Origin of the sequence: Pedobacter ginsengisoli, from assembly GCF_002736205.1 — a bacterium.
GTDB classification, from domain to species: domain Bacteria; phylum Bacteroidota; class Bacteroidia; order Sphingobacteriales; family Sphingobacteriaceae; genus Pedobacter; species Pedobacter ginsengisoli_A.
Genome location: NZ_CP024091.1, coordinates 2,779,591 through 2,805,025, shown reverse-complemented (window position 1 = coordinate 2,805,025; position 25,435 = coordinate 2,779,591). Strand labels below are relative to the sequence as shown.

Genomic DNA, 25,435 nt, shown 5'->3' with positions numbered 1-25,435 from the left:
CTTTAACCACCTCGTCATCTCGATGATAGGAGAGATAACGATAGCTTTATACTCATCGTTGCTAAATTAAATAAAAAGGCTCGGTTTTTTGATTAAACTATTATTGGCATGTTTTTTTTATCTTTATATAGCTATGAGACAATTCAATATTTTAAGCGTTTTTTTTGCTGGCTGTGGTTTTGGGCTGCAACGAACCTAATAGAAAGGTGACAGAGGAGGATAAAGAGACTCGTTTGCCCGCCGGGGCATTCCCTGAATATTCAGGAGATTTGATGATTGTTCCGGGTAAGTCGATTGATAAGGTATTTCTGGGACAGGACATGCAGGAGGTTTTTAAGATCTTAGGTAATCCGAATGATGGTGATGCCGCCATGGGGAAGGCCTGGGGGATCTGGTTTCTCAGGGACTCAACGGATACAAAAAAAGGCACATTGTCTGTTTATTCGTCATACAAGGATAGTACGATGGTAGCCAAGGATGTGAAACAGATTGTTGTAAGCGCTTCGAATTACCGAACCGATAAGGGATTAAGGATTGGAGTTTCGCTGGATGAGATTAAGGCAGTTTTTCCGAATGTTAAAAAAGCAGGAGTTTATTTAAATACAGCTAAAAAGGATACTCTTGTTGTTTACGATGAAGAGAAGGAAGGAATAGCTTTTGATGTAAGGAATAAGGGCGACCATCTTTTTACTACGGCAATTACGGTGCACCCCAAAAATGTATCGGTAAATAGTACATATTTAACGATACATCCGGGTTGGGATAAGGTGCAGTAATGTTGCAGCTTTTATTTCACTATAATTTCAAATGGCATACGGGTTTGTACGCCTGATTTTGAAATGGTTGATTTTATTTGCTGATAAATTGGATAATTTTCGCCAAGTTCCTGCTTAGCATAATATGTTCTTACCTTATCTGTGCTGCTATCCATAAATGATTTTAAAGGGCTTATCATTTCCGGATATTCAACTACTCTGTAATCTTTTACTTTTGCTTTTTTTGCTGCGGAGGTAATTGCATCATTAAAGCTGCCGGTTCTATCTGCAAGCCCTATTTTTACTGCATCGGTGCCTATCCAAACACGGCCTCCTCCAATGCTGTCGATATATGCTTTAGTTCTTTTACGTCCTTCGGATACGTGAGCGATAAAGGTTTCGTAAACTCTGTTTACATCGGTTTGGATAATTAATCTTTCGCCATCTGTTAAAGGGCGGTTTGTACTCATTATATCAGCATACTTGCCAGTTTTAACGCCATCAAAAGTAATTCCCAATTTAGTATTTAATAATTTCTGGAAATTAGGGATCACGCCAAATACACCGATAGAGCCTGTGATTGTGTTGGGCTGTACAAAAATTGAATCGGCTGCGCAGGCAATGTAATAACCGCCTGATGCTGCTACATCGCCAAATGAAGCAATTACAGGCTTAACTTTTTTTGCAAGAATAATTTCCCTCCAGATCACATCAGATGCAAGCGCGCTGCCACCTGGTGAATTTACCCTTAATACGATGGCTTTAATATTTGAATCTAGTCTGGCTTTTCTGATGGTTCTTGAAAGACGCTCAGAACCGATCTGTGCATTAGAGCCCTCTCCGCCAACAATATCACCATCAGCATAAATTACCGCAACTTTGTTTTTACTGCTTTCACCAATATCTGTGTTTACATTTTTAGCATAGTCATTTATAGTTATGCTGCTGATGTTACTTTTCTTGTCTTTACCACTTAAAGTTTTAAGTTCATCAAGTATTTCATCTTTATATTTAAGCCCGTCAATTAGTTTATAAGCTACCGCATCTTTTGGCTGCTGGATTTTATAATCATCTGCAATTTGATGTAATGTAGGTGTACTGATATGTCTGCTTTCACCTATTCCTTCAAGAAAAGTATTGTACAGGCCGGTTAAATAAGCAGTAACCTGTTCACGATTTTTATCACTCATTTTATCGGTAATAAATGGCTCAATTGCACTTTTATATGAACCTACTCTTATTATTTGGGCTTCAATACCTAGTTTATCAAGTGCGCCTTTAAAGAACATAATCTGAGAGCTTAGGCCTTTAAATTCAAGCGCCCCTTCAGGATTCAGATAAACTTTATCAGCAGCAGATGCCAGGTAATAAGCACCCTGAGTATAAACTTCGCTGTAGGCTATGATTTTCTTTTTGCTGGTTTTAAAATCTATTAAAGCATTTCTTACTTCGCGTAATGTTGCAAAGCCCGCATTTGGAGAAGTTACATTAAGATAAATGCACTTGATGTTATCGTCGGTTTTTGCTTTTTTAAGAGATTTAAGTATGTCGTTAAACCCGATGCTTTTTTCACCATCCCCGCCCACGATTGGCAGATTTGAAAAAGTATCATCAGGAGTACGTTCTCTAATTGCCTGATCGAGGTTTAAATATAGTACTGAGTTGCTGCTAACGCTAACAGTTTTATCGCCCTCGAGAGATGAAACCACACCAACAATAATTACTACAAATAACAGGGTAAAAAGGACAAGTGAAATGATAACGCCTACAATGGTTGCAAAAACATACTTGAAAAATTCTCTCATGTGGTGGTTAAATATTTATTTTGTAAATATAAGTAAAAAAATAGCCTCAGGCTTTTATATGATGTTTGATACTAAAAAAGTTTATTTGTTACTGGGTAGTAACCTTGGAGATAGGAAACAGCTGATTGATGATGCTATGGCACAAATTGCACTTGATATTGGTGAGGTATTTGTAAGATCATCGGTTTATGAAACTGAGGCATGGGGTAAGGAAGATCAGCCTTCTTTTTTAAATGTTGCATTGGGTGTGAACACAAAGCTTACACCTGTTGAGGTGTTGGATAGGGCTTTAGAAATTGAATTGGAACTGGGTAGGGTAAGACACGAAAAATGGGGCTCCCGTTTAATTGATATTGATGTTATTTTTTATGATAATATTGTAGTGGATATGAAAGATAAGTTACAAATACCTCACCCTCAGATGCAATATAGGAAATTCGTTTTAGAGCCTCTGGCAGAGATTGCACCTGATTATGTACACCCGATCTTGAAAATAACTGTTAAGCAGGTATTAGAAAGATTACATGATAATTTATCTGTATCTAGAATTTAATTATATTTTTGTTCCGATGATTAACGTAAATAAAAATGATGAGCCTTTAGATCTTTCTTATTTAAGAGAGATGTCTGCAGATAATGCAGAGTTTATCATAGAGATGATAGATCTTTTTAAAGCTCAAACACCTGTATATCTTTCTGAACTTGAAAGTGCAGTTGCCGATAAAAATTGGCCGTTGGTATCAACATGTGCACATAGAATGAAGCCTACCTTTGCTTATATTGGAAGGGAAGACGCTAAATTGCATATGCAGATGATTGAACATAATGCCCGTGAACTTATTGAAGTAGAAGCATTGCCAAAGGCTTTTGCTGAAATTGCTGAGTTTGTGCCGGTTTTATACAGGCAATTGGATTTGGCAAGGGCAGATCTTGAAAAAGAACTTTAGGCAGTAGGGATACGCCTGAAATGTAGAATCGACAATCCTATATACAATACTAATATAAAAGGCACTGCTGCAAATTTTAGAAACGGAATTAACAGTACTGATATGATTAGAAAAATATATTTTATTTTGTTCTGAGCCCAGCTTGTTGAGCTGAATTTTAAAGAGAATATTCTAATTTCACTTACCAGTAACCAGCTTAATAATGCCGTTAATGCTATAAGAAGCAAGGTAGAATTGATAACCGAAGGATAGTCTTTTTGAATGAAAGGCAAGGAGACTATAAACAAGGTATTCATTGGGGTATTGAGTCCAATGAAATCTTCAGTTTGCCTGGTATCATTGTTAAATTTGGCTAACCTTAATGCAGAGAATACAGTGATGATAAATGCAAGGTAAGGCAGGTAAGATAATGTGTAATCACTTTGAGAAAGCAACTGATACATTACTACTCCCGGCAGGAAACCAAAGCTTACCATATCAGCCAAAGAATCGAGATCTTTCCCGATGTTTGATTTTACATTTAGCAGTCTGGCAGCAAAGCCATCAAAGAAATCAAAGATTCCGGACAGCAGCACAAAGTATGCTGCTGTCTCCAGAGCTCCGTTAAAAGCATAAACTATTCCTATACAACCTGAGAACAGATTTGCACAGGTTATTGCATTAGGGATATGCTTCTTTATCATTTATTAGCTATTCATCGAAATTAAAAACTCTTCGTTGGATTTTGTGCCTTTTATTTGTGCCTGTACAAATTCCATTGCTTCCTGAGCATTCATATCTGCAAGGTGGTTACGTAAAATCCATACACGTTGTAACGTATCTCTGTCATGTAATAGATCATCTCTACGTGTACTTGAAGCAGTGATATCAATAGCAGGGAAGATACGTTTGTTAGATAGTTTACGATCTAACTGTAGTTCCATGTTACCAGTTCCTTTAAATTCTTCGAAGATTACCTCGTCCATTTTAGAACCGGTATCTGTTAAGGCTGTTGCAAGGATGGTTAGAGAACCACCTTTTTCTATGTTACGTGCAGCACCAAAGAAACGTTTAGGTTTGTGCAATGCGTTTGCATCAACACCACCAGAAAGAATTTTACCAGATGCTGGAGCAGTTGTGTTGTATGCTCTTGCTAACCTTGTGATAGAGTCTAACAGGATTACTACATCATGACCACATTCTACAAGACGTTTTGCTTTTTCTAAAACGATGTTAGCAATTTTAACGTGACGTTCTGCAGGCTCATCAAAAGTTGAAGCAATAACCTCAGCTCTTACGCTTCTTGCCATATCAGTAACCTCTTCCGGACGTTCATCTATCAATAATATGATCAAATAAACTTCAGGATGATTTTTGGCAATTGCATTGGCAACCTCTTTAAGTAAATTGGTTTTACCTGTTTTAGGCTGTGCTACAATCAGACCACGCTGACCTTTACCTATTGGGGTAAACAGATCAATAATCCTGGTAGAGTAGTTGTTGGTTTCTGTGAAAAGGTTTAACCTTTCTGTAGGAAACAGAGGAGTAAGGTAGTCAAACGGAACACGGTCTCTAACATCAGCTGGTAAGCGTCCGTTAATCGTTTCTACTCTTACCAAAGGGAAATATTTCTCGCCTTCTTTTGGAGGGCGGATGCTTCCTTTAACTGTATCGCCTGTTTTTAAGCCAAATAGCTTGATTTGAGATTGAGATACATAAATATCATCAGGAGATGAAAGGTAATTATAATCGGCAGATCTTAGGAAACCATAACCATCTGGCATAATTTCCAGAACACCTTCGTTGGTGATGGTATTGTCAAAATCAAGATTTGAATAGCTATTCTCATTTTGTTTTTGATGACCACCTGAATTAGGTCCTTTAGGTCTGTTTTCGTCTCTTTGAGGCTTGTTGTTCTTTTTGTTTTCGCCTGAAGGGGCATTTTGAACAGGGGCAGCTACCGGAGCTGATTTGGCAGTTTCTATAGTTTCTGAAGGTGCTTGTGGCGTTTCAACCTCTGGCTCAGCATCAGGTATGATTATCTCTTGAGCAGCTTCATCTGCATATCTTTGTTCAGAGCCCGGAAGAGGATCAAACAATGATGCCTTATTGAAAGGTTTAGTTGTTGGGCCTTCATCTTCCTTTGCCGATATCCGGATTCTTTTACGGGTTGGTTTTTCTGCAGTGCCGGTATCTTTTGCAGCCTTTGCTTTACTAACTTTAGCTGGTGCTGCTACCTCAGTCACCTCAGCAACAGGAACATTTGTTTCTTGTTCTGTAATCTGTGCAATAATTTCAACCAGTTCAGCCTTACGTAACTCATCAGCATTTAGTATGCCCTGAGTTTTTGCAATCTCACGCAATTCGGCTGTGAGTTTTTCATTTAATTCTGTTTTATTAAACATTATATGGGTGTAGAGAAATTTTTAAAAAAAGCATTTATCACTTCAACAAAGCAGAAAAAACGGCTATAAAATATAGTTGGAAACAAAATTTTTATTGGATTTTCTGGAATGTGCAGATAAACTTTTAGAGAATTATGTTGCAATTGTATGTATTTGTAACCTAATCTCCAAGAAAAACTTAAAATTGTTTAAAATAATTTCGTTTAAAAGTTTTTAAATAGGCGTTAAATCACTGTTAAATTTGGCATCTTTGCACACAAAATTTACCCTCTGATGAATAAGAAGCAGTTATTTGAACAAATCAAAAGTAAGAAATCTTTTTTGTGTGTTGGCCTTGATCCGGTTCTGGAAAATATCCCAAAACACTTATTAAAATACGAAAACCCCGTATTAGAATTTAATAAGCAGATAATTGACGCGACTAAAGATCTGTGTGTAGCTTACAAACCTAATACTGCTTTTTATGAGTCAATGGGATTAAAGGGGTGGGAAACTTTAATTAAAACGTGGCAACATATTCCTAAGGGTATTTTTACAATTGCTGATGCAAAAAGAGGGGATATCGGGAATACCTCAGCCATGTATGCCGATGCTTTTTTTAATGAGGATAAGTCGGGTATGAGCTTTGATTCTATAACTGTTGCACCCTATATGGGAAAGGATTCTGTTGGCCCGTTTCTGGAATACAAAGATAAATGGGTAATCCTGTTGGCTTTAACTTCAAACACAGGCCATAGCGACTTTCAGTTACATAAAACCCCAGAGGGCAAATTATATGAGGAAGTTATCAGAATTTCATCTCAATGGGCAAATAGTGAGCAACTGATGTATGTTGTAGGTGCTACTCGTGGCTCTGAGTTTGAAAATATAAGAAGATTGGCTCCTGATAATTTCTTACTTGTACCAGGCATCGGTGCCCAGGGTGGCAGTCTTGCTGATGTTTGTGAATATGGTTTAAATAAAGAATGTGGTTTGCTTGTAAATTCTGCAAGAGCTATTATATATGCAAGTAAAGGCGAAGATTTTGCTGAAAAGGCAAGAGAGGAGGCGCTAAACGTACAAAAAGAGATGGAGCAGATCTTGCTGTCTGCAAAATTGATATGACCGCCAAAACGGATTTTAAACTAGTTTTTGCACTGATAGGCGTTGCTGTAGTTTGGGGAACAACATACCTGGGAATCCGTGTTGCAGTAGAAACCATTCCGGCCTGGTTTGTTGCGGCTATAAGACAGGCATTTGCATCCTTAATTTTGATGGGGATACTGCTGAGCAAAAATGAATTAAAATGGAAAGATTGGCCTTATTTAAGAAGGCAGCTGCTGGTATCTGTTTTAATGATTGTTGTTGCCAATGGTATGACTACCGTAGCAGAAGAAACTATACCCAGTGGTTTAACATCTTTATTAAATGCGCTGAGCCCTCTTGTAGTATTTTTGGGAAGTGTGTTGTTCGGTTTGCAAAAGCCTAGTTTAAAGGGGTTTTTGGGTGTAGTAATTGGCTTTTTAGGGGTGGCTTTTATTTTTAGAGCGGGTTTGGGTGATCTGCTTGATCCTAATTACAAAACAGGGATCATGTTTTTATGTTTTGCTGTTACGGGTTGGGCCACTGGAACTATTTATACTAAAAAATATACCCTTAAAACTGATAATATTTTTCTTGATCTGTTTTATCAATTTGTATTTTCTTCTATAATTCAGCTTGGGCTTGCTTTTGTTTTTTCTGGTAATACTCATGTAGCTGAATGGAGTTTAAAGAGTTTGATGGCGGTAGGTTACCTGGCAATTTTTGGATCTGTAGTTGGTTATTTCTGCTATCATTATGCTTTAAAGAAGGTTACTGCAACTGAAGTATCTATACTTTCTTATTTCAATACCATTATCGCCTTGTTTTTAGGCTGGCTGATCCTTGGTGAAATTGTTACTGTCGATATCATTATTGCTACTGCTCTGATTATTCTGGGGGTGTTCATCACAAATTATAGGAAACAAAAAATATAGGCTAATACTTGTTTAAATGAACATGGATCAGCCACATTTTATGGAAAGATCATTTGATTTTTTAAATCATATACCAGCAGAGGGAAAGATAATGATCACAAATTTTTTAGAATATGTGGTTAAGCCGGGCAATGCTTTTATGTCTCAGGCGTTATTACAATTAAATAAATATTACTGTACTCAAAAAAAATGCTTAAATTGTGGTATAGGAATTAAAATATTAAAAAAATAATATGTTCCAGCGCATTGTTACCTTTTTTGAAAAACAAAGTTTTGGGGTATGTACATATCTCGCAGAGCGTTTAAATATGTCGATTAGCAAAATCAGGCTATTCTTTATATACTCTTCTTTCTTGGCGGTAGGTTTTCCAATTGTATTTTATATTCTTGCAGCTCTGGTTTTAGACGTAAGGCACTATATTAAGCGTATACGCCTGCGCATTTGGGATGTATAGTGACGTTAAAGACGCAAAATCTCTGCTATTTCTGAAAAGCCTTTTTCTTCAGCGAGATCGGCAGGTAATTTACCTCCCTCCATCCGGATATCGAGATCTGCATTATTTTCCAACAATAAAACTATCATTTCAATATCTCCTTGTTGCGCTGCAGCATGTAAAGGGGTGAAGCCGGCTTGCTGTTTTACATTTATTATCGCTCCGGCATTAATAAGCATTTTGGTAAGGTTGTAGTTTTTTGCTGCAACTGCAGAATGGATAGGGTAAACATTAAAACCATTGTTTGCGGGAATATTTACATCAGCACCGCTATTTATGAGTAGCTTACATATCTCCTCGTTTGCAAAGTAAGTAGCAAGGCCTAATGGTGTAAAACCATCTGTAGAAAAGGAATTAACACCATCAGGATCTTGATCGATCAGTTTAGTTGTAAGTTCGTATTTGCCCAATGCACAGGCTTCAAATAATGTTATATTAGTTGAAAAACTGGCTATTAACAAAGCTATTCCAGGTTTTCTGTAATAACAGGCTAACAATACGGGAGATATTCCGTGGCTTGTTTTTTGATTGGCAAGCTGTGGTTGTCTGATCAAAAGATCTGATATGTCTTGTTTCTTATCGGCCTCAATTAAACTTTCAAGATGAGCAATGTCCATTGTTAAATTTAAATTAAAAATGCTTAATTAAATTAACAAACTTAGGTAAAATGTTATATCTAAAAAAGAATCCCGCTTAGTAGTACACTAAACGGGATCACCCTAAAACAAAACTATATCTAAAAATCAAAACTTAAACGCTTTGTATCTATGACTTTAATTACGAGAGAAGGTTTAAAATTCTGTTGAAATTTATTTTTAGAAGAACTCTTTTGTGTAAAAGTTTTTGAAGAAATGGACGTTTTTACTTTGAATAAATTTGTTGAATTAGATATGGTTTGCGGTATTTGTAATATCTTAGCATAGATGGCAATAATATTATTTAAGTTTGTTGATTATTAATATTTGTAAGAAAAATGTCGGTAAGGGGAAACCAATTTAAGTCCAATTCTTTTAAAAATGATCCAGCAGATAAGCAGGGTTCCAGATCACAAGGCCCTAAAAAATTTAGGGAGAGAACTGAGATATTACCCCGTCTGGATTTTCAGAATGGGAGAGCGGTTAAGATCATAGGCCTGTTTTTTGTCATTCTTTCGCTCTACTTTCTTATTGCGTTTACTTCGTATTTATTTACATGGCAAGAAGATCATAGTTATGTAATTGATGCAAATGGAGGCTGGAGCAATCTGTTTAAAACATATGAGGAATTGCAACAGACTAATATACCGCCTGTAGTACAGAACTGGTTAGGTAAAATAGGTGCATTATTGTCTCACCAATTTATTTACGAATGGTTTGGGGTGGCGTCGTTTCTTTTTGTTTTTGTATTCTTTGTTATAGGGTACAGATTGCTGTTTAAAGTGAAAATATTTGCGCTTGAAAAAACTCTTGGTTATAGTTTGTTCTTTTTGCTGTTTATTTCTTTGACCTTCGGCTTTTGCCATGCTTTCTTTTCAAACGCCCCTCATTTTTTAGAGGGTGAGTTTGGCTACTGGACTAATAAATTGTTGACGGCCCAGATTGGAACTGCCGGAGTGGGTGTATTAATTGCTTTTTTAGGGTTAACCATTTTAATAATTGCCTATAATATTGATTTTAAATTGCCACAGCGTAAGCAGGATGGAGCAATTATTCCGGAAACCCCTGATAATATTGAGATGGAGAATGAGGTGCGCTCTGAACCTGTTGAATTTACGCTTAATGATAAATTAGCAAATCAGCGTAAAAGGGAACAAAATGTGGTAGTTACCCCATCAAGATTTGAGGAGAAGGAAGCAGAGGAAGAGGGTGCACCGGTATTTACTCCGGCAGTAAATGTTATGCATACACCTATTGTGCTTTCTCCAACTGTTGATGAAAGACCTAAGTCTCCTATATTGGAAGTCCCTGTAAAGGCAGAGCCGGAATTGACAATTGAAAAAACTGAGGAAGACAAGAAATCAGAGGAGCTTGTAGAACAATTTGGTCATTATGATCCAACACTTGATCTGGCAAGTTATAAATATCCGCATCTGGACTTATTGGAAAATTATGGTTCTAATAAAATCTCTGTGAATGCAGATGAACTGGAAGCAAATAAAAACAAGATTGTTGAAACGCTAAATCATTATAATATAGAGATTGATAAGATTAAGGCGACAATAGGTCCAACGGTTACACTTTATGAAATTATACCAGCACCCGGTGTTCGTATTTCGAGAATTAAAAACCTGGAGGATGATATTGCTTTAAGTTTAGCAGCTTTAGGTATACGTATTATAGCACCGATGCCTGGTAAAGGTACCATAGGGATTGAGGTGCCTAATATGCATCCGGAAATGGTTTCGATGAGAAGTATCCTGGCTACTGAAAAGTTCCAGCAGACTGCAATGGATTTGCCTATTGCGCTTGGTAAAACCATTTCGAATGAGGTTTATATTGCCGACCTTTCTAAAATGCCTCACTTGCTTGTTGCCGGTGCTACCGGTCAGGGTAAGTCAGTTGGTATTAACTCCATTTTGGTATCGTTACTTTATAAAAAGCATCCTTCTCAGCTTAAATTTGTGTTGGTTGACCCTAAAAAAGTTGAGCTAACCCTGTTTAATAAAATTGAACGTCACTTTTTAGCAAAGCTCCCTGGCGAAGCTGATGCCATTATTACAGATACCAAAAAGGTAATTAATACCTTAAATTCTCTTTGTATTGAAATGGATCAGCGTTATGATCTGTTAAAAGATGCGCAGGTAAGGAATTTAAAAGAGTACAATGAGAAATTCATTAAAAGGAAGCTAAATCCGAACAATTCACATAGGTTTTTACCATATATAGTGCTGATTGTTGATGAGTTTGCAGATTTGATGATGACTGCTGGTAAAGAGGTAGAAACACCTATTGCGCGATTGGCACAGCTTGCCCGTGCGGTTGGTATCCACCTTGTACTTGCAACTCAGCGCCCTTCAGTAAATATCATTACGGGTACTATTAAAGCCAATTTCCCGGCGCGTTTGGCGTTTAGGGTGTTGTCTAAAATCGATTCAAGGACTATTTTGGATAGTGGAGGTGCTGATCAGTTAATTGGTAGGGGTGATATGCTTCTGTCGACAGGAAATGATCTTATCAGGTTGCAATGTGCATTTGTTGATACACCCGAAGTTGATAGGGTTTCTGATTTTATTGGCGTTCAGCGTGGTTATCCGGAGGCTTATCAGTTACCTGAATATATTGATGAGGCTGCTGAATCGGCGAAGCTTGACTTTGATCCGAATGACAGGGATGCCATGTTTGAAGATGCTGCCCGACTAATTGTTATGCATCAGCAAGGTTCTACATCTTTAATACAAAGAAAATTGAAGCTGGGTTATAATAGAGCAGGTCGTATTATTGATCAATTAGAGGCTGCGGGAGTGGTTGGGCCATTTGAAGGAAGCAAGGCAAGGGAAGTTTTAATACCCGACGATTACGCTTTGGAACAGTTCTTGAATGAGCTAAATAAATAATTGAAGAACATGATGAAGAAGATAGTGTTGTTGATGTTTGTGTTGGGAGTTGCCTTGTCCTCGTATGCTCAAACCGATGTTAAGGCTAAAGCTATATTAGCAGAGGTGAGTAAAAAATATCGTTTATATGATGTTGTTAAGGCCGATTTTACATTTACTATAGATAATCAGCAAGCAAAAGTTAAAGAAACGCAGCAAGGCACGTTATATGCAAAAGCCGGTGCCAATAAATATAAGGTTGCTATGTCTAATCAGGATTTAATAAGTGATGGTAAAAGCCAGTGGACTTATTTGAAAGACGATAAAGAGGTACAGCTCACAAATGTGGATAATAGTGATGATGTGATAAACCCGGCAAAGATTTTTACTATTTATGAAAAGGGCTATAAGTATTTGTATACTGGAGATAGTAAGGTTGGCGGAAAGGTTTATCAAATGATTGACCTGTCGCCAGTAGATACAAAGAAATCCTTTTTTAAGATTCGTTTAAGCATTGATAAGGCAGCAAAACAAATTGCTAATGTGCTGATTTTTGACAAGAACGGAAGCAAATATGCTTATGCTATAAAATCTTTTGTGCCTAATGTTAAGGTTCCCGAATCTACATTTGCTTTTGATGCTAAAAAGTATCCGGGTGTAGAGGTGGTAGACTTAAGGTAAGATTGTATTTTTTTAACAATTTTTTCTAAGTTTGGTGGTATGACAGTAACCTCTTTATTTTGAAGATCACGATTTTAGGAACAGGTACTTCGCAGGGTATTCCTGTTATTGCATGTAATTGCATAGTTTGTCGGTCTGCCGATCATAAAGATAAGCGTTTAAGGGTGTCTGTGTTGATAGAAACTGATGACAGAACCATTGTTATTGATAGTGGGCCTGACTTTAGATATCAAATGCTTAGGGCAAATGTTAAAGATCTGGATGCTATTTTGTTTACCCACGAGCATAAAGATCATGTTGCAGGTTTAGATGACATCAGGCCATTTAATTATCTCCTGAAAAAGAATATTGAGATTTATGCTACCGAACGTGTTCAGCATGCTTTAAAAAGAGAGTTTTCTTACATTTTTGCCGAGGCTCACTATCCGGGTTTACCACAAATTGATTTAAATACAATTTCTAATGAGGTATTCTCAGTGGGTGACACCTCTATAATCCCTTTGGATATTATGCATTATAAGCTGCCAATTTTGGGATTCAGGATAGATGATTTCGTTTATATAACTGATGCAAAAACTGTGTCTGAAGAAACAATTGCCAAAATTAAAGGGGCTAAAATACTTGTTGTAAATGCTTTGCAAAAAGAACAGCATATTTCTCACTTTACATTAGATGAAGCTATTAACTTTGCACAGAAGATAGGTGCTGAAGAGACTTATTTTACGCATATAAGCCATAATATGGGACTTCATGAGGTTGTTGAAAAAGAATTGCCTGATAATATCAAATTAGCTTATGATGGCTTAACATTATATTGTGAATAAATATATCTTTGCAGCAATATACCCGGGTGGCGAAATTGGTAGACGCGCCAGCTTGAGGGGCTGGTGCTGGCAACGGCGTGGCAGTTCGAATCTGCTCTCGGGTACACTTTTTAATAGCTAACAATCTTATTGTTAGCTATTTGTGTTTTATAAATCATCCTTTTCAAAATATTTTTGCTGCACTTTTAGAAAATTTGATTTTACAACTTTTTGATTCTCAAACACTTCGAAATCGCAGATTAATCAAGTTCTGATCTTATAGAAATTTCAATCAAAGTGGACATAATTTTACATGAAGAGACAACTAATTTGATATTTAGAATTGAATAAATATCCTTCATTGCATTTTTTTTATTTTTGAACTTCTGTATAACCTTGAGAAGATTTTTACAAGACATGCTCAGAATCAAGTTGCCGTCGGATAACCTATATACCTCTGTCTTGTCTGACTCCATTAGATAGCATTCCTTTACTAAATACTTTTTTAATTTCTTTTTGTATTTTGAATTTTTAAAAAATCGATGACTTCTTTTCGTCTCGTTAAGGTGTAAGACGACAAATTGTTCTATTTCTTCAATTGGAACATTATTGGCAATCCAGTCTTCGGTAATCCAGGAAGCGTCTAGTTTTAGTTTAACAAAATAGGAGAGTTCTGATTCACTTAATGCAATGCCAGTTATGGGATTTTTTAAAATCATACTAAATGTGTTTGGTTTATCTCATCAGTGCCATTCGCTGGCACTATTAATTTACTAATTCCTTTTGTTAATTGTTAACGTTAATCAAGTTGACTATTACCTTAACCATCATTTCTTTTTCGTCGGATTTGCTTTCCGCAATCATGAGTGTCAATGCAACGAGTGCATTGTCTGCAATGCGTTTAGAGCCATCCGATTTATATAGGATGTCATTTTTATCAAGAAACCAAACAAAAAGATAAGCGGCAATCCGTTTATTACCATCAGAGAAAGAATGGTTTTTAACTACAAAATACAGCAAGTTTGCAGCCTTTTCTTCTACGCTTGGATATAAATCTATACTGCCAAATGTTTGATATATGGCAGCGATAGAACCTTTGAAGGATTGATCTTTTTCATTTCCAAATAGAGAACTTCCCCCGAATTTTTCTTTTAAGTCTGTTATTGCTTGCTTCGCTTCCTTGTAGTCTATTATAAATAATTCAGTTGCAGTTGTTCCCTCAATTTTCAACTGTTGATGATCATACCTATCCAAGATATCCAATGCATAAGCGTAATCAGTCACTACTCTTAACAAGCCTGTCGCTTCATCAGAATTCAGTTCCTTGTTTATCAGAACATTGCTTAATAGACTGACAGTACTCTTGAGTTCCTTTAGGTGCTGTTCCTGCTCTTTGAGCCGTTTTTGATTAATGGCGTATCCTTTAATGAGATATTCTTTCAATACGTTATTAGCCCATATTCGAAACTGTGTACCCTTTTTTGATTTAATTCGATAACCAATAGATATGATTACATCCAAAGAGTAGTGCCTGACTTTATATCTCTTCCCGTCTTTGGCAGTTGTCAAGGATTCCTTGACAACTGCATCTTTGGTTAATTCATTTTCTTTAAATATATTGTTTATATGTAGACTTATATTCTGCTTTGTCTGGTCAAAAAGTAACTGCATTTGCGTTTGTGTGAGCCAAACAGTCTCATCTTGGAGCTTTACATCTATTGCAGTTTCGCCATTTGACGATTGATAAATAATAATTTGATCCTCAGTCATATATTAAATTTAGTGCTAACTTATTTATAAATCATCAAAGGTAGGTAATCATCTTATCCAATATTGGATTACGCATGCGTAGAAATCATTGACTGCTAAAAGCAAAAGGCCGATTATTGTTTTTCAAAAGTATTTGCTTACAAATACGCAAATTTTCTAGTTCTATATTATGGGATATAGGGGTGCGCATAAACTAAATTTATAAATTCCATGCTCACAATTTATATAAAACCTTTACTTTTTAAGTCCTGAATAATTGGATCCAGAATCATGCAGAAGCGCTCCAGATGTTCAAAGTAATCCTCCTTTACGGTACATTTTTTTAACACTGTGTTAGTATAGTGTTAAAGTTTCTTAGGAAAATTATTAAAGGGGCTGTAGATTAATGTCTGCAGCCCTTCTTGTTAATGACAAGCATTTTATGTAAATTTGATATAGTTTTAAGGTCAACATTTCATGGACAAAAGGAAACAAATATTTGATCAGGCCGAATTGGAACTTTTAAAAGAGGGTCTGAAACGAAGCTATAAAGAACGTTTTGAAATGGCTACGCGTTTGTATAAAATACAACAGACCATGAGTAAGGCTTCTATATCACATAAACCATTTATCAGTAAATAATTCGTGGATATCTTTGATGAAGAGATACTAAATTTTTGGAGAGCACTTCAAGAGTATAATGTGCAATATATTATAGTCGGTGGTTACGCCACCAATTTACACGGCTACCAGCGTTTTACTTATCCAAAGTAGATCGTTATCAGATCACCTCTTTTTCTTCTCCTTAACTAACTGATTCACAGTACTACTTTTGATAATCTTCTTTTAATAATCATCGTTATCTCTTGACCAAATGTAATTCAGCACTTGGTTAATGAAAATAAGTGATGATACAAGAAGACATTGATTCCCTCACCAACACATGTATAGCTTGGTTAAGGGAGAACGATTATTCTGAAGCACGAATTCGGGATTATATTCGGTTGTGGAAGAATGGTATAGTGATGTTCATGGAAAAACATGCCATATCTGTTTACAGTCCTACAGTTGGAGACGATTTTATTGACTCCCCGCTGCCCTTTAATAGTCCCACTTATAGACGTGCTGTACGCCGTAGCGTAGCTGTGCTTTCAGATTTCCTTGTCTACGGCAAGGTTAGCAACAGGATTGTCCCGCGTGTCAATCATGAACTCCTAGGTGAGATAGGATATGCCGCAGAGGCTTTTTTGGCATCGCAAGCGGAACTACGACGGAGTAAACCTACTCTCGATAACCACCGGCGTGTACTGAGTTATTTTCTAGAGCACCTATCACTGACAGCAGTACAGAGTATCTCTGCCATCAACGAGGAGCACGTACTTGCCTTCCTGGCTTCGACGCAGAACTGCAAGGATCAATACCTCAACACTACCCGTCTGTTCTGCCGCTATCTGTATGCCAGCAAACTGGTGGAGAGAAATATCGAATACGTCATCGGCAGAAACGCACTTGGCAAGCGAGAAAAAATACCATCCATATACGATCCTAATGAAGTCCTGCTAATAGAAGGTGTAGTGGATCAATCTTGTCCTGTAGGAAAGCGTGATTATGCTGTACTATTGCTGGCTACCAGGCTAGGACTTCGGTCATCTGATATTGCCGGCCTTAGGTTTGCCAATCTGGACTGGGATAATAACACGATCCGGCTCATCCAATATAAGACCAAGCGAGAGGTTGAACTTCCCCTTCTTTCCGATGTCGGTGATGCCATTATCAATTACCTGAAACATGTACGTCCGATATCATCCGAGCCCAATATATTCCTTTCGGCGTGTGCCCCATACCGTCCGATCAACCGCCTGATCATCAATGGTGCGATCAGCAGGATTATCAAAGCGTCAAAGGTAGATATTGGAAACAGGAAATTTGGACCCCACGCAATGCGGCATACCCTTGCAAGCCGGCTGCTTAGCAACGGTGTTCCATTACCTGTCATCTCGGAAACCCTCGGCCATACAGCCACTCAGACTACGATGAAATACCTCCGCGTCGACCTAAATAACCTCCGGCACTGCACACTTGGAGTTCCCTTGGTCGGAAGGGATTTTTATGAACAGAAGGGAGGAATGTTTTATGAGTAAGCAGATTATTTTCAAGAGCGTTTTTGCCCCGTATTTCAACAGTTTTCTACAAATGAAAGAGCAGCTAGGCTTCGGACTTCCTAAGTTCCAGAATGTATTTACCGAGCTAGATCATTTCTTCCTTGCAACAGGTGCAACCGAACCCCACATTACGCGGGATCAGATCAACGCATGGAGTGAAACCCGTTTCAATGATAAGGCCCGGACGCTTTATGATAAGCACTCTATTATGCGGCAGTTTTGCCGCTATCTCTGTCACTTGGGGCACGAGTGCTACATACATCGGTTACCCCGGAAGAACTGGCCGCCATTTATCCCTTATATTTTCTCGCACAAAGAAATGGAACTTATCTTCGGGGCGAGCGATAAATTGACCTTGCCGTACAGGTGCATGACTAGCGTGCTCATTGCCGTTCCTTGCCTGATCCGAGTGCTTTATTCCACGGGAATGCGTATCGGTGAGGCCCTGTTCTTGAAAAACGAAGACATAGACTTCCTGCGAAAACACATCCTTCTTAAACGGACTAAGAACCAGGAGGAGCGACTCCTACCTATTTGTCCTTCTTTGCTTGAGGTACTCAACAAGTACAAGGCCTACCGCGATCGCATACCCATCAAAGGGGTGTCAGCTTCTGGATCATTCTTCTTCGTGTCTACGGTGGGTAAGCCCATAAGTAAGAACTCAATTCATCGCTGGTTCAGTGAAATACTCGTGGAGTGCAGAATCCCGCGTCGCAATGATGGTCAAGGACCGCGTATCCACGACATTCGCCATACCACGGCCGTGCATTCACTCATGCAGATGGTGCGGGATGGGATGGATGTGTATTGTGCTATGCCGATACTTTCAGTCTTCCTGGGGCACAAATCACTCGCAGGGACAGAGACCTATGTACGGCTGACCCAAGAGATGTATCCAGATATCCTCGGAATGAAATATCCGGTGACCTCTTCTGTATTCCCAAACAATCCTTATATCGAAACAGATCATGGAAACAACTGACTTTGCAAAATACCTGAGCAGGTTCTTTTCCGATTACCTGGTCGGAGAACGTGGTGCCAGCACCAACACAATCAGATCATACAGTAATACCTTTACACACCTGCTGACTTTCCTGGATGAAAATGAACACATCAAGGCAGACGCCTTATTACTCGATCACTTTGACAGAAATGTAATCTTGCGTTTCCTTGACTGGCTGCAAACCAGCAGACAATGCGGCAACGCAACCAGAAACCAACGACTCGCTGCACTGCATTCTTTCTTTAGATATATGCAATACGAAGATGTGAAGCGCATTGGCCGTTGGCAGGAGATCTTATCTATCAAAGTGAAACGGCAAGAAAAACGAAGTGTTAACTACCTTACCGTTGATGCCGTCAAGTTACTCTTGGAGCAAATCCCCACAGGTAATAGGATTGGACGCAGGAACTTGGCTCTCATTGCATTGATGTACGACAGCGGGGCCAGGGTCCAGGAAATTATCGACCTTTCTCCTTCTTCTTTACGTATGGACAAACCTTGCTGTATCACGCTCCACGGAAAGGGAAACAAAAAACGGATTGTACCCTTACAAAACGAACAGGTGGCATTGTTACTGGACTATATGAAGGAAAACTCACTTGATAACCCTGCTAACAACCAACGTCCGCTGTTTGCCAATAATCATGGCGGGAGACTGACTAACGCCGGGATAACCTACATACTTAATATCTATGCCGATATCGCCCGTAAGTTGAAACCGGATCTAATCCCGGACAAGATCAGTCCTCATACATTGCGACACAGTTATGCCATGCATCTTTTACAAGCGGGGGTTAATCTCGTGTATATACGCGATATCTTAGGGCATGTCTCCATACAGACTACTGAGATATATGCTAGGGCAGACTCAAAACAGAAGCGTGAAGCATTGGAAGCTGCATATATAAACGTCATTCCTAATCTGGGAACCGAAGGGTCGTGGGAAAAGGATTCTCAACTCAAGATCTGGTTAAAAAACCTCACCAAGTAGTTTATCGTATCGTTATCAAAAGCTGTATTATAAAGTAGAGAAGGTAAATGGCTGATTTTCAGAAATGGTAAAATGCACTTTTGATAACGATCTACTTTGGATAAGAAAATTTATCACAACTCATGATAATTTTACAGGTGACTTAGATATTTGGCTAAAAGACACCTTAGAAAATAGAAAGCAGCTGAGAAAAGCATTTGTAAAATGTGATATGGGGGATTATTCACTGATCGAAACTATGCAATTTATACTTGGCTGGACAGATTTTCATCTTAACAATGGTCTCCGTTTAGATATACTCATTGAAATGAAGGGGCTTGAAGGATATACCTTTGACGAATGTTTGGAAATGGCCTCTATTGCGGATATTGATAGCGTAAATGTTCCTTTTTTGCATATTAATCAATTAATTGAGAATAAGAAGGTTGTTGATCGCGCAAAAGATCAGATTGACGTAGCAGCACTTGAACAAATACGAAAGTTGCGAGACGATTTTTAGTTCGATACAATCTGTTTTTGATTTTAAAAATCGGTCGGGAAATCATAAAGACGGGCACATTTTTTCATACCCTCTTTAAAACTCTTCGTTAACAATATGCTTTGGAGTACTTATCGGGATTTTGTCCGAAAATTGAAAGGATTGTTCATAATTGATTAGTTCTTTTTTGTTCATTTCCAGTGCATTAGCTATGAATTTGGGGTCAATGAAGTTTGTTTTAAACATACCGCCCCGTAGGCTAGATTGTCTTTGAACAAGGCGCGGACGATTGCATGCTTCTGAAATATGTTACAAAGCTCGTAGATTTCGAAGAGATTTCTCAGGTGTGGAAGCGTAATATTCAAATTTAATTGTTACCCGGATAGTTTATGTCATTGCTTGATGATTGTAAGAAGAATGTAGCAAGAATTCAAGGGTAATTTGAAAGGCCAACTTGTAACTGTTTCCTAAATAAATTCGTTTTGATTTTTGTCGCTGAATTATGTACTTAACCTCCACAAGGTTACCAGAAGTTATACCCGAAATGCAATCCCGGCTGCCCGAAGAAGAATTTTGACCATCTATCATCAACCTGTTTAAACGAATCAGGCATTGTTGATTGATAGGGACGATGAGTAATTGCTATTGAGGGTTGAAAGAAGAGCCTATCCTTGAAAAGTTTAATGTGATAACCAATGGAATAAGTGTTAAAGATTTGAAAGCCATTGTTCTTCTTGCCGTTATCATTTACAAAGGTTTGAAACGCAGGCATCACGTCAACTTGAGCAAAAAGATGCTTTAATAGAAACCTTTGATAATTAAGTGAAACCCCGTGTTCACGAATATAACCCGGGAACCCTTCTCCTTCTGCTTCAAATGATTTTCCATAAGGGATGCCAATTGGCCAGGCATATTTCCAGGTTTTAAATTCAAGTGAAACTACATCTTTTCCTGTGATGCGATAACCTAAGTTGAGATAAACCATTCCAGGCTTGTTATTATCAGCTACTACATTAGCTAGCATAAATAAGGTACTACCTATAAAATACTTTCTATAAGTACTGTCTTGTTTGGAATATTGAGCTTTAACTTGGAGTGTGCCTGCCATTATTAAAATCAAGGCGAACCATAAAATTTTCTTTTGCATTTTGATATATTGGTTGTTAAACGATAATGCAAAGGTAGATTGACGAGAGGCTATAACTCGTTCACTTAAGGTAAGAAATGAACCCTATCATGTATTTTAGTTTTTGAAGATTTAGTATGATCAGATTTTCATGTGAAATAATTTTTTTTGGGCATTAATATATCATCAAGAAATATTAAATTGACACCCCTATCGCCTAAATATTAAAAAAATGCAATTGACTAATGATAAAATGGATCAAATCCTATTAAATTTTTTAGCGAGGTATGTAATCCTGTCTGAAGAGGAGCAAAATGTTATTTTAAATTTAGCCATTTTTAAAAGTTTTAGGAAAGGAACAATCTTATTGAAAGAGGGACAGCGCTCAAAGGATGCTTATTTTGTGCTTCAAGGATGCATCAGGTGTTATTATATGGTTGATGCCGAAGAGAAGACTACTGCTTTTTATACCGAGTCTGAAACCCTTAGCCCTCCAGGTGCATTAAACGATACCCCATCCGAGTATTATGTTGATTGTCTTGAGGACTCTATTTTGATTATAGCTAGTTCAGAGACAGATGAAGAGCTTTTTGCAAAATACCCTATCTTAGAAAAACTGTGCCGTCTTGTTTCTGAAGATTTACACTCAAAAAGTCAAATAGCATTTGACAGTTTTAAGATTTCTACACCAGAGCAACGCTATTTGAATTTGCTGGAAATAAGGCCTGATTTGGCTCAAAGAATCCCTCAGTACCATTTAGCGAGTTATTTGGGCATCACTCCGCAATCTTTAAGCAGAATGAGAAAAAGGCTGGTTAGAAAAGCGTCATAAATTTACAACTCTGCGAAATCTGTTTTTGGCTTTTGTGTCGTTTTGACTAGTAGGTCACAAAGGTTTGATTTGTTCTTTTAATATCCTTTACATTTCCTGCTCACTTTAATACACACTGTCCACAATGAGACAGTTAAGTTTTGCTACATTATTGTAACTGATTTATTTACAGATGTTTGTTTCTGGCATTTCTATTGGAATACTGGGTTCAAATTATTGTAAATATGGACCGTGAAATTTCATCCAAAGAACAAGCCTGGCGAAGAACCAGGATATATATTGTCGTCACCATTGTCGTTATGGCAATCGTTTTTGGATTTATTCAATTTAAAAGTATTGTGGAACCTGCGGTGAAACTCAGTACCCTGACAACTTCAATTGCGGAAGCTGGTAGGATGGAAGCAACGGTACCAGCATCGGGTGTCATCACACCAGAATATGAATTCTCTATCAGTTCTCCGGTTAATGCGAAAATTGAACAGGTACTTTTTAATGCTGGTGAAAAGGTTCTGCCTGGGCAGTCAATTCTACGCCTGAATAAGGAAGCTTCTTTGCTGGCCTTTGAAAAACTGAACGAGGAACAACATGTTAACCGTAATAAAATAAACCAATTGTCCCTGGGTCTGGAGAAGAGTCTTGATGAACTGAAGACGCAGTATGCCATTAAGCAAATGAAAATCAGTAGCCTGGAAACTGCATTAGAACATGAACAATCGCTTTTAGCGATTGGTGGAAGTACAGATGAAAATGTTAAACAGGCTCGTTTGACTTTAAATGTAGCAAAACTGGAGCTACAGCAAATCAAAAACCAGATGGATAACCAGAAAGCTACAATGCAGGCTGATCTGAAAAGCCTGGGCTATGAAATCAATATCCGTGAGAAGGATATTAAAGGCATTAGCGATAAACTGAAAAATGCCTCCATCTCCTCGCCCCGAGATGGGGTAATCACCTGGGTGAACAGCAAGATCGGCTCGGAAATTAGTGAAGGGGAAGAACTGGTGCGTATAGCTGATTTAAGTAGTTTTAAAGTGGAAGCGAGCATTTCTGATACGTATGCAGACCAAGTTAAATCGGGCGGAGCCGCCTTGGTTAGGATCGATAAAACTGACCTGCGTGGTACAATCAGCAATGTACAGCCTGCAGTAGAGGACGGAACGGTGAAATTTGCCATCAATTTAAGTAACAAAAGTTCAAAGCTACTCCGGGCCAATTTAAAAGCTGATGTTTTCGTGGTCACTTCCTATAAAGAACACGCATTGAGGGTAAAGAATGGTGCTGCATTTACTGGGTCGGAAGAGCAAAAGGTGTTTGTGGTTGAGGGGGACCATGCCCTATCCCGTAAAGTGAAAGTGGGGGAAAGCAGTACCGACTATATCGAGATTCTTTCGGGAATAAAAGCAGGAGAAAAAGTCATTATCTCGGAGATGCAGGACTTTATTCACCTTGACAAAATAAAGATCAAGTAATTAAACTTAATAAGCTACAAATCCATGTTCAAGCCCATCTTATTACTTGCGGGAATTTTCATCACTATACCAGGGAAAAGCCAGGGCGTTAGTGATACGCTAAAACTAAACCTGACTGAAGTGATCGGGATTGCAAAGATGCATTCCACCGCGGCAGTACAGGCATCAACCATTCGGGAGAACCAATACTGGCAATATCGAACGTTCAAATCGAATTATAATCCACAGTTAACGCTCGACGGAACATTGCCTCAGTTTAGTAAAACTAATATCCCAGTGATCCAGCCAGATGGGACGGTAGAATTTAAACCGGTGATCAACGATAATTCACAATTAAATCTGGGGCTGACACAAAATATTAGCCTGACTGGTGGACAAGTATTTCTGGGTTCCAATGTATTAAGGTTCTCAGATTTTGACCGCAAGCAAACCCGTTACAATGGGAATCCGCTTATCATCGGGCTGAACCAGCCCTTGTTTGCATTCAATTCTCTGTCCTGGGATCAGAAGATTGAACCGCTGCGATATGAAGAATCTCAGAAAAAGTACAAGGAGGATATGGAAGTAGTGGGCCGGGATGCTTCAGAACTCTTCTTCGGTCTGCTAATCGCGCAGATTAACAAGGATATTGCCACTAAGAACCTGTCGAACAACGAGACCATTTATAAAATTGGCGAGGGGAAAGCTGCCTTGGGAAAATTATCAAAAGATGAATTACTTCGCCTGAAGCTGGGAGTATTGAATGCCAGGAAAGCGGTAGCACAGGCAAATGTAGATGCAGAAACTGCTGACCTGCAATTGAAATCTTTTATCGGTTTTTCTGCTACCAATCAGATCCAGCTCATCCTTCCTGAAAACTTATTGACCTTCGATGTAGATGCTAAAGTTGCCATTTCGCAGGCAAAAGAGAACCGCCAGAAAGCGATAGAGTTTAAAAGAGCCTTACTTGAGGCTGATCGGGAGGTAGCAAAGGCAAAGGGTGATAATGGATTAAAAGTAAATCTGTTTGGTACTTTTGGATTGACCAATGTAGCAGATCAACTTCCGGGAATTTATAGCAATGCGAAAGACCAGCAGGAAATACGCCTTGGTTTTCAGATTCCCATCCTGGATTGGGGTCGGGCAGCCTCAAGGATTAAAACGGCACAGTCGAACCGGAAGCTGGTAACTGCTACCATCAAGCAGGCACAAATAAATTTTGAGCAGGAGATCTTGACCACTCTGAGACAGTTTTCTATGATTAAGGAACAAATGCAAACCAATGCGGAGGCAGATGTTACGGCAAATGCACGCTATGAAATTGCAAAAAAGAGGTATTTTCTGAACGATTTGAGTATCACCGACTTGAATATTGCACTACAGGAAAAGGATCAGGCGCGTCGTGATTACATCTATTCCTTAAAAAGCTTCTGGAATGCTTATTTCAACCTCAGGCTGCTAACACTTTTTGATTTCACCACCAATAAAAAAATATAAACTCATTAATCAAATCAACATAAAACAATCAGATCATATGAAACACTTTATTGTTTTAATACTAGGCACACTAACTTGCAACCATTAACTCAAATCGAAATGATAAAATTATCCAACATAGAGAAAATTTACCGTACCAAAACAATTGAAACCACAGCCCTTAACCAAATCAACCTTAATATCGGTAAAGGTGAGTTTGTAGCCATCATGGGGCCATCAGGCTGTGGTAAAAGTACACTGCTCAACATCATGGGGCTATTGGATACACCAACTGCGGGATCCATCGAGATTGATGAGCAGACGGTGACCGCACTTAGCCGCAAAAGCCTTGCAGCATTCAGAAATCTTAAACTGGGATTTGTTTTCCAAAGCTATCACCTGATTAATGACCTTTCTGTTATAGATAATGTAGAATTACCGCTGTTGTACCGTAAAGGCATTTCTAGTGCCGAAAGACGCAAACGGGCAGTAAAGGCTTTGGAAAAGGTGGGCTTAAGTGCCCGTAGCAAGCATTATCCGAATCAACTTTCAGGTGGACAACGTCAGCGAGTGGCCATTGCACGTGCTATTATTGGGAACCCGGAAATCCTGCTTGCAGATGAGCCTACAGGAAATCTGGACAGTGCCATGGGAGAAGAGGTGATGAATTTAATGTTGCACCTAAATAAAACCGATGGGACAACGATCGTTATGGTCACCCATGATCAGCACATGGCAAAAAAAACGCAGCGGATCATTCATTTCTTTGATGGTCAGCAAGTAAGTTAACCGG

The 25,435-nt window shown here is 38.4% G+C and carries 26 protein-coding genes and 1 tRNA gene; 20 read left to right on the top strand and 7 right to left on the bottom strand.

All coding sequences use genetic code 11. The annotated features are described in order from the left end of the window. Nucleotides 1-164 precede the first annotated feature (164 nt). Nucleotides 165-776: a hypothetical protein gene (locus tag CPT03_RS11595; RefSeq protein WP_157766417.1), complete on the top strand. Its 612-nt coding sequence runs from the start codon at nucleotides 165-167 to the stop codon at nucleotides 774-776. A gap of 11 nt (nucleotides 777-787) precedes the next feature. Here CPT03_RS11595 and sppA read toward each other — a convergent pair whose 3' ends face one another. Then, a complete protein-coding gene (gene sppA, locus CPT03_RS11590; protein ID WP_099439000.1) occupies nucleotides 788-2,560 on the bottom strand; it encodes a signal peptide peptidase SppA in 1,773 nt (590 codons plus the stop codon). On the opposite strand from sppA, the gene folK reads away from it, so the two are divergent. Together folK and CPT03_RS11580 are read left to right on the top strand one after the other, a co-directional pair. Then, the gene (folK, locus tag CPT03_RS11585) at nucleotides 2,544-3,113 is read left to right on the top strand and encodes a 2-amino-4-hydroxy-6-hydroxymethyldihydropteridine diphosphokinase (RefSeq protein ID WP_245869814.1); all 570 of its coding nucleotides are present in this window, start codon (nucleotides 2,544-2,546) and stop codon (nucleotides 3,111-3,113) included. The genes sppA and folK overlap by 17 nt on opposite strands. 16 nt (nucleotides 3,114-3,129) lie before the next feature. Beyond that, the gene (locus tag CPT03_RS11580; protein WP_099441090.1) at nucleotides 3,130-3,507 is read left to right on the top strand and encodes a histidine phosphotransferase; all 378 of its coding nucleotides are present in this window, start codon (nucleotides 3,130-3,132) and stop codon (nucleotides 3,505-3,507) included. Here the strand turns inward: CPT03_RS11580 and pssA are convergent. Together pssA and rho are read right to left on the bottom strand one after the other, a co-directional pair. Beyond that, nucleotides 3,504-4,190, bottom strand: coding sequence for a CDP-diacylglycerol--serine O-phosphatidyltransferase (pssA, locus tag CPT03_RS11575; protein ID WP_099438999.1), 687 nt, complete (start codon nucleotides 4,188-4,190; stop codon nucleotides 3,504-3,506). The genes CPT03_RS11580 and pssA overlap by 4 nt on opposite strands. A gap of 3 nt (nucleotides 4,191-4,193) precedes the next feature. Further along, nucleotides 4,194-5,891 carry a transcription termination factor Rho gene (rho, locus tag CPT03_RS11570; RefSeq protein WP_099438998.1) on the bottom strand — a complete coding sequence of 566 codons (1,698 nt, stop codon included), beginning with the start codon at nucleotides 5,889-5,891 and terminating at the stop codon, nucleotides 4,194-4,196. Between the two features lie 273 nt (nucleotides 5,892-6,164). Here rho and pyrF point away from each other — a divergent pair, with 273 nt between their 5' ends. The 4 genes from pyrF to CPT03_RS11550 are packed head-to-tail and all read left to right on the top strand — an operon-like array spanning nucleotide 6,165 to nucleotide 8,343. Then, a complete protein-coding gene (gene pyrF, locus CPT03_RS11565) occupies nucleotides 6,165-6,995 on the top strand; it encodes an orotidine-5'-phosphate decarboxylase (RefSeq protein ID WP_099438997.1) in 831 nt (276 codons plus the stop codon). Continuing rightward, nucleotides 6,992-7,888 (top strand): DMT family transporter, encoded by an 897-nt coding sequence (locus CPT03_RS11560; protein ID WP_099438996.1) that lies wholly within the window; start codon nucleotides 6,992-6,994, stop codon nucleotides 7,886-7,888. Before pyrF ends, CPT03_RS11560 begins: the two co-directional genes overlap by 4 nt. Before the next feature lie 16 nt (nucleotides 7,889-7,904). After that, the gene (locus CPT03_RS11555) at nucleotides 7,905-8,120 is read left to right on the top strand and encodes a hypothetical protein (protein WP_099438995.1); all 216 of its coding nucleotides are present in this window, start codon (nucleotides 7,905-7,907) and stop codon (nucleotides 8,118-8,120) included. Nucleotide 8,121: 1 nt separating this feature from the next. Then, a complete protein-coding gene (locus tag CPT03_RS11550; protein ID WP_048904402.1) occupies nucleotides 8,122-8,343 on the top strand; it encodes a PspC domain-containing protein in 222 nt (73 codons plus the stop codon). Nucleotides 8,344-8,348: 5 nt separating this feature from the next. Here CPT03_RS11550 and CPT03_RS11545 read toward each other — a convergent pair whose 3' ends face one another. Continuing rightward, a complete protein-coding gene (locus CPT03_RS11545) occupies nucleotides 8,349-8,999 on the bottom strand; it encodes an ankyrin repeat domain-containing protein (RefSeq protein WP_099438994.1) in 651 nt (216 codons plus the stop codon). Between the two features lie 356 nt (nucleotides 9,000-9,355). Between CPT03_RS11545 and CPT03_RS11540 the strand changes: the two genes are divergently transcribed. From CPT03_RS11540 to CPT03_RS11525, 4 genes are all read left to right on the top strand, one after another. Continuing rightward, a complete protein-coding gene (locus tag CPT03_RS11540) occupies nucleotides 9,356-11,914 on the top strand; it encodes an FtsK/SpoIIIE family DNA translocase (RefSeq protein ID WP_099438993.1) in 2,559 nt (852 codons plus the stop codon). Between the two features lie 9 nt (nucleotides 11,915-11,923). Beyond that, nucleotides 11,924-12,574, top strand: a complete 651-nt coding sequence (locus CPT03_RS11535) for a LolA family protein (RefSeq protein WP_099441089.1) — start codon at nucleotides 11,924-11,926, stop codon at nucleotides 12,572-12,574. Between the two features lie 59 nt (nucleotides 12,575-12,633). Next, nucleotides 12,634-13,398: an MBL fold metallo-hydrolase gene (locus CPT03_RS11530; protein ID WP_099438992.1), complete on the top strand. Its 765-nt coding sequence runs from the start codon at nucleotides 12,634-12,636 to the stop codon at nucleotides 13,396-13,398. A gap of 20 nt (nucleotides 13,399-13,418) precedes the next feature. Further along, nucleotides 13,419-13,502: transfer RNA gene (locus CPT03_RS11525), tRNA-Leu, on the top strand. A gap of 135 nt (nucleotides 13,503-13,637) precedes the next feature. On the opposite strand, the gene CPT03_RS11520 is transcribed toward CPT03_RS11525, so the two are convergent. Beyond that, the gene (locus tag CPT03_RS11520; protein ID WP_099438991.1) at nucleotides 13,638-14,096 is read right to left on the bottom strand and encodes a hypothetical protein; all 459 of its coding nucleotides are present in this window, start codon (nucleotides 14,094-14,096) and stop codon (nucleotides 13,638-13,640) included. Nucleotides 14,097-14,163: 67 nt separating this feature from the next. After that, nucleotides 14,164-15,147: a RhuM family protein gene (gene rhuM / locus CPT03_RS11515; RefSeq protein WP_099438990.1), complete on the bottom strand. Its 984-nt coding sequence runs from the start codon at nucleotides 15,145-15,147 to the stop codon at nucleotides 14,164-14,166. 456 nt (nucleotides 15,148-15,603) lie between these two features. Here rhuM and CPT03_RS22795 point away from each other — a divergent pair, with 456 nt between their 5' ends. The 5 genes from CPT03_RS22795 to CPT03_RS11495 all read left to right on the top strand — a co-directional run bounded on the left by CPT03_RS22795 (nucleotide 15,604) and on the right by CPT03_RS11495 (nucleotide 19,781). Continuing rightward, the gene (locus CPT03_RS22795) at nucleotides 15,604-15,768 is read left to right on the top strand and encodes a hypothetical protein (protein WP_157766416.1); all 165 of its coding nucleotides are present in this window, start codon (nucleotides 15,604-15,606) and stop codon (nucleotides 15,766-15,768) included. A 266-nt stretch (nucleotides 15,769-16,034) separates the two neighbouring features. Beyond that, complete coding sequence (locus CPT03_RS11510; RefSeq protein WP_216641541.1) at nucleotides 16,035-17,267, top strand: tyrosine-type recombinase/integrase; 1,233 nt, start codon at nucleotides 16,035-16,037, stop codon at nucleotides 17,265-17,267. Further along, the gene (locus CPT03_RS11505) at nucleotides 17,260-18,270 is read left to right on the top strand and encodes a tyrosine-type recombinase/integrase (RefSeq protein WP_157766415.1); all 1,011 of its coding nucleotides are present in this window, start codon (nucleotides 17,260-17,262) and stop codon (nucleotides 18,268-18,270) included. Before CPT03_RS11510 ends, CPT03_RS11505 begins: the two co-directional genes overlap by 8 nt. Further along, nucleotides 18,257-19,282: a site-specific integrase gene (locus tag CPT03_RS11500; RefSeq protein WP_099438988.1), complete on the top strand. Its 1,026-nt coding sequence runs from the start codon at nucleotides 18,257-18,259 to the stop codon at nucleotides 19,280-19,282. The genes CPT03_RS11505 and CPT03_RS11500 overlap by 14 nt, the downstream gene beginning before the upstream one ends. Nucleotides 19,283-19,346: 64 nt before the next feature. Beyond that, nucleotides 19,347-19,781 carry a hypothetical protein gene (locus CPT03_RS11495; protein WP_216641540.1) on the top strand — a complete coding sequence of 145 codons (435 nt, stop codon included), beginning with the start codon at nucleotides 19,347-19,349 and terminating at the stop codon, nucleotides 19,779-19,781. Nucleotides 19,782-20,283: 502 nt separating this feature from the next. Here CPT03_RS11495 and CPT03_RS11490 read toward each other — a convergent pair. Continuing rightward, on the bottom strand, nucleotides 20,284-20,907 hold the full coding sequence (locus CPT03_RS11490) for a hypothetical protein (protein WP_099438987.1): 624 nt from the start codon (nucleotides 20,905-20,907) through the stop codon (nucleotides 20,284-20,286). A gap of 211 nt (nucleotides 20,908-21,118) precedes the next feature. On the opposite strand from CPT03_RS11490, the gene CPT03_RS11485 reads away from it, so the two are divergent. The 4 genes from CPT03_RS11485 to CPT03_RS11470 all read left to right on the top strand — a co-directional run bounded on the left by CPT03_RS11485 (nucleotide 21,119) and on the right by CPT03_RS11470 (nucleotide 25,431). Further along, a complete protein-coding gene (locus CPT03_RS11485; protein ID WP_216641539.1) occupies nucleotides 21,119-21,718 on the top strand; it encodes a Crp/Fnr family transcriptional regulator in 600 nt (199 codons plus the stop codon). Between the two features lie 224 nt (nucleotides 21,719-21,942). Further along, complete coding sequence (locus tag CPT03_RS11480) at nucleotides 21,943-23,187, top strand: efflux RND transporter periplasmic adaptor subunit (RefSeq protein ID WP_157766414.1); 1,245 nt, start codon at nucleotides 21,943-21,945, stop codon at nucleotides 23,185-23,187. Nucleotides 23,188-23,211: 24 nt separating this feature from the next. Continuing rightward, on the top strand, nucleotides 23,212-24,663 hold the full coding sequence (locus CPT03_RS11475; RefSeq protein WP_099438985.1) for a TolC family protein: 1,452 nt from the start codon (nucleotides 23,212-23,214) through the stop codon (nucleotides 24,661-24,663). Between the two features lie 99 nt (nucleotides 24,664-24,762). Further along, nucleotides 24,763-25,431: an ABC transporter ATP-binding protein gene (locus tag CPT03_RS11470; RefSeq protein WP_099438984.1), complete on the top strand. Its 669-nt coding sequence runs from the start codon at nucleotides 24,763-24,765 to the stop codon at nucleotides 25,429-25,431. Nucleotides 25,432-25,435 lie beyond the last annotated feature (4 nt).

What these genes read in the sequence shown, in the direction of transcription:
- rho (WP_099438998.1), bottom strand. Translation starts at nt 5,891, where the DNA reads ATGTTTAATAAAACAGAATTAAATGAAAAACTCACAGCCGAATTGCGT.
- CPT03_RS11580 (WP_099441090.1), top strand. Translation starts at nt 3,130, where the DNA reads ATGATTAACGTAAATAAAAATGATGAGCCTTTAGATCTTTCTTATTTA.
- CPT03_RS11535 (WP_099441089.1), top strand. Translation starts at nt 11,924, where the DNA reads ATGATGAAGAAGATAGTGTTGTTGATGTTTGTGTTGGGAGTTGCCTTG.
- sppA (WP_099439000.1), bottom strand. Translation starts at nt 2,560, where the DNA reads ATGAGAGAATTTTTCAAGTATGTTTTTGCAACCATTGTAGGCGTTATC.
- CPT03_RS11560 (WP_099438996.1), top strand. Translation starts at nt 6,992, where the DNA reads ATGACCGCCAAAACGGATTTTAAACTAGTTTTTGCACTGATAGGCGTT.
- CPT03_RS11485 (WP_216641539.1), top strand. Translation starts at nt 21,119, where the DNA reads ATGCAATTGACTAATGATAAAATGGATCAAATCCTATTAAATTTTTTA.
- CPT03_RS11500 (WP_099438988.1), top strand. Translation starts at nt 18,257, where the DNA reads ATGGAAACAACTGACTTTGCAAAATACCTGAGCAGGTTCTTTTCCGAT.
- CPT03_RS11510 (WP_216641541.1), top strand. Translation starts at nt 16,035, where the DNA reads ATGATACAAGAAGACATTGATTCCCTCACCAACACATGTATAGCTTGG.
- CPT03_RS11495 (WP_216641540.1), top strand. Translation starts at nt 19,347, where the DNA reads ATGGTAAAATGCACTTTTGATAACGATCTACTTTGGATAAGAAAATTT.
- CPT03_RS11505 (WP_157766415.1), top strand. Translation starts at nt 17,260, where the DNA reads ATGAGTAAGCAGATTATTTTCAAGAGCGTTTTTGCCCCGTATTTCAAC.
- rhuM (WP_099438990.1), bottom strand. Translation starts at nt 15,147, where the DNA reads ATGACTGAGGATCAAATTATTATTTATCAATCGTCAAATGGCGAAACT.
- CPT03_RS11470 (WP_099438984.1), top strand. Translation starts at nt 24,763, where the DNA reads ATGATAAAATTATCCAACATAGAGAAAATTTACCGTACCAAAACAATT.
- CPT03_RS22795 (WP_157766416.1), top strand. Translation starts at nt 15,604, where the DNA reads ATGGACAAAAGGAAACAAATATTTGATCAGGCCGAATTGGAACTTTTA.
- CPT03_RS11550 (WP_048904402.1), top strand. Translation starts at nt 8,122, where the DNA reads ATGTTCCAGCGCATTGTTACCTTTTTTGAAAAACAAAGTTTTGGGGTA.
- CPT03_RS11490 (WP_099438987.1), bottom strand. Translation starts at nt 20,907, where the DNA reads ATGCAAAAGAAAATTTTATGGTTCGCCTTGATTTTAATAATGGCAGGC.
- CPT03_RS11520 (WP_099438991.1), bottom strand. Translation starts at nt 14,096, where the DNA reads ATGATTTTAAAAAATCCCATAACTGGCATTGCATTAAGTGAATCAGAA.
- CPT03_RS11540 (WP_099438993.1), top strand. Translation starts at nt 9,356, where the DNA reads ATGTCGGTAAGGGGAAACCAATTTAAGTCCAATTCTTTTAAAAATGAT.
- pyrF (WP_099438997.1), top strand. Translation starts at nt 6,165, where the DNA reads ATGAATAAGAAGCAGTTATTTGAACAAATCAAAAGTAAGAAATCTTTT.
- CPT03_RS11555 (WP_099438995.1), top strand. Translation starts at nt 7,905, where the DNA reads ATGAACATGGATCAGCCACATTTTATGGAAAGATCATTTGATTTTTTA.
- CPT03_RS11480 (WP_157766414.1), top strand. Translation starts at nt 21,943, where the DNA reads ATGGACCGTGAAATTTCATCCAAAGAACAAGCCTGGCGAAGAACCAGG.
- pssA (WP_099438999.1), bottom strand. Translation starts at nt 4,190, where the DNA reads ATGATAAAGAAGCATATCCCTAATGCAATAACCTGTGCAAATCTGTTC.
- CPT03_RS11545 (WP_099438994.1), bottom strand. Translation starts at nt 8,999, where the DNA reads ATGGACATTGCTCATCTTGAAAGTTTAATTGAGGCCGATAAGAAACAA.
- CPT03_RS11475 (WP_099438985.1), top strand. Translation starts at nt 23,212, where the DNA reads ATGTTCAAGCCCATCTTATTACTTGCGGGAATTTTCATCACTATACCA.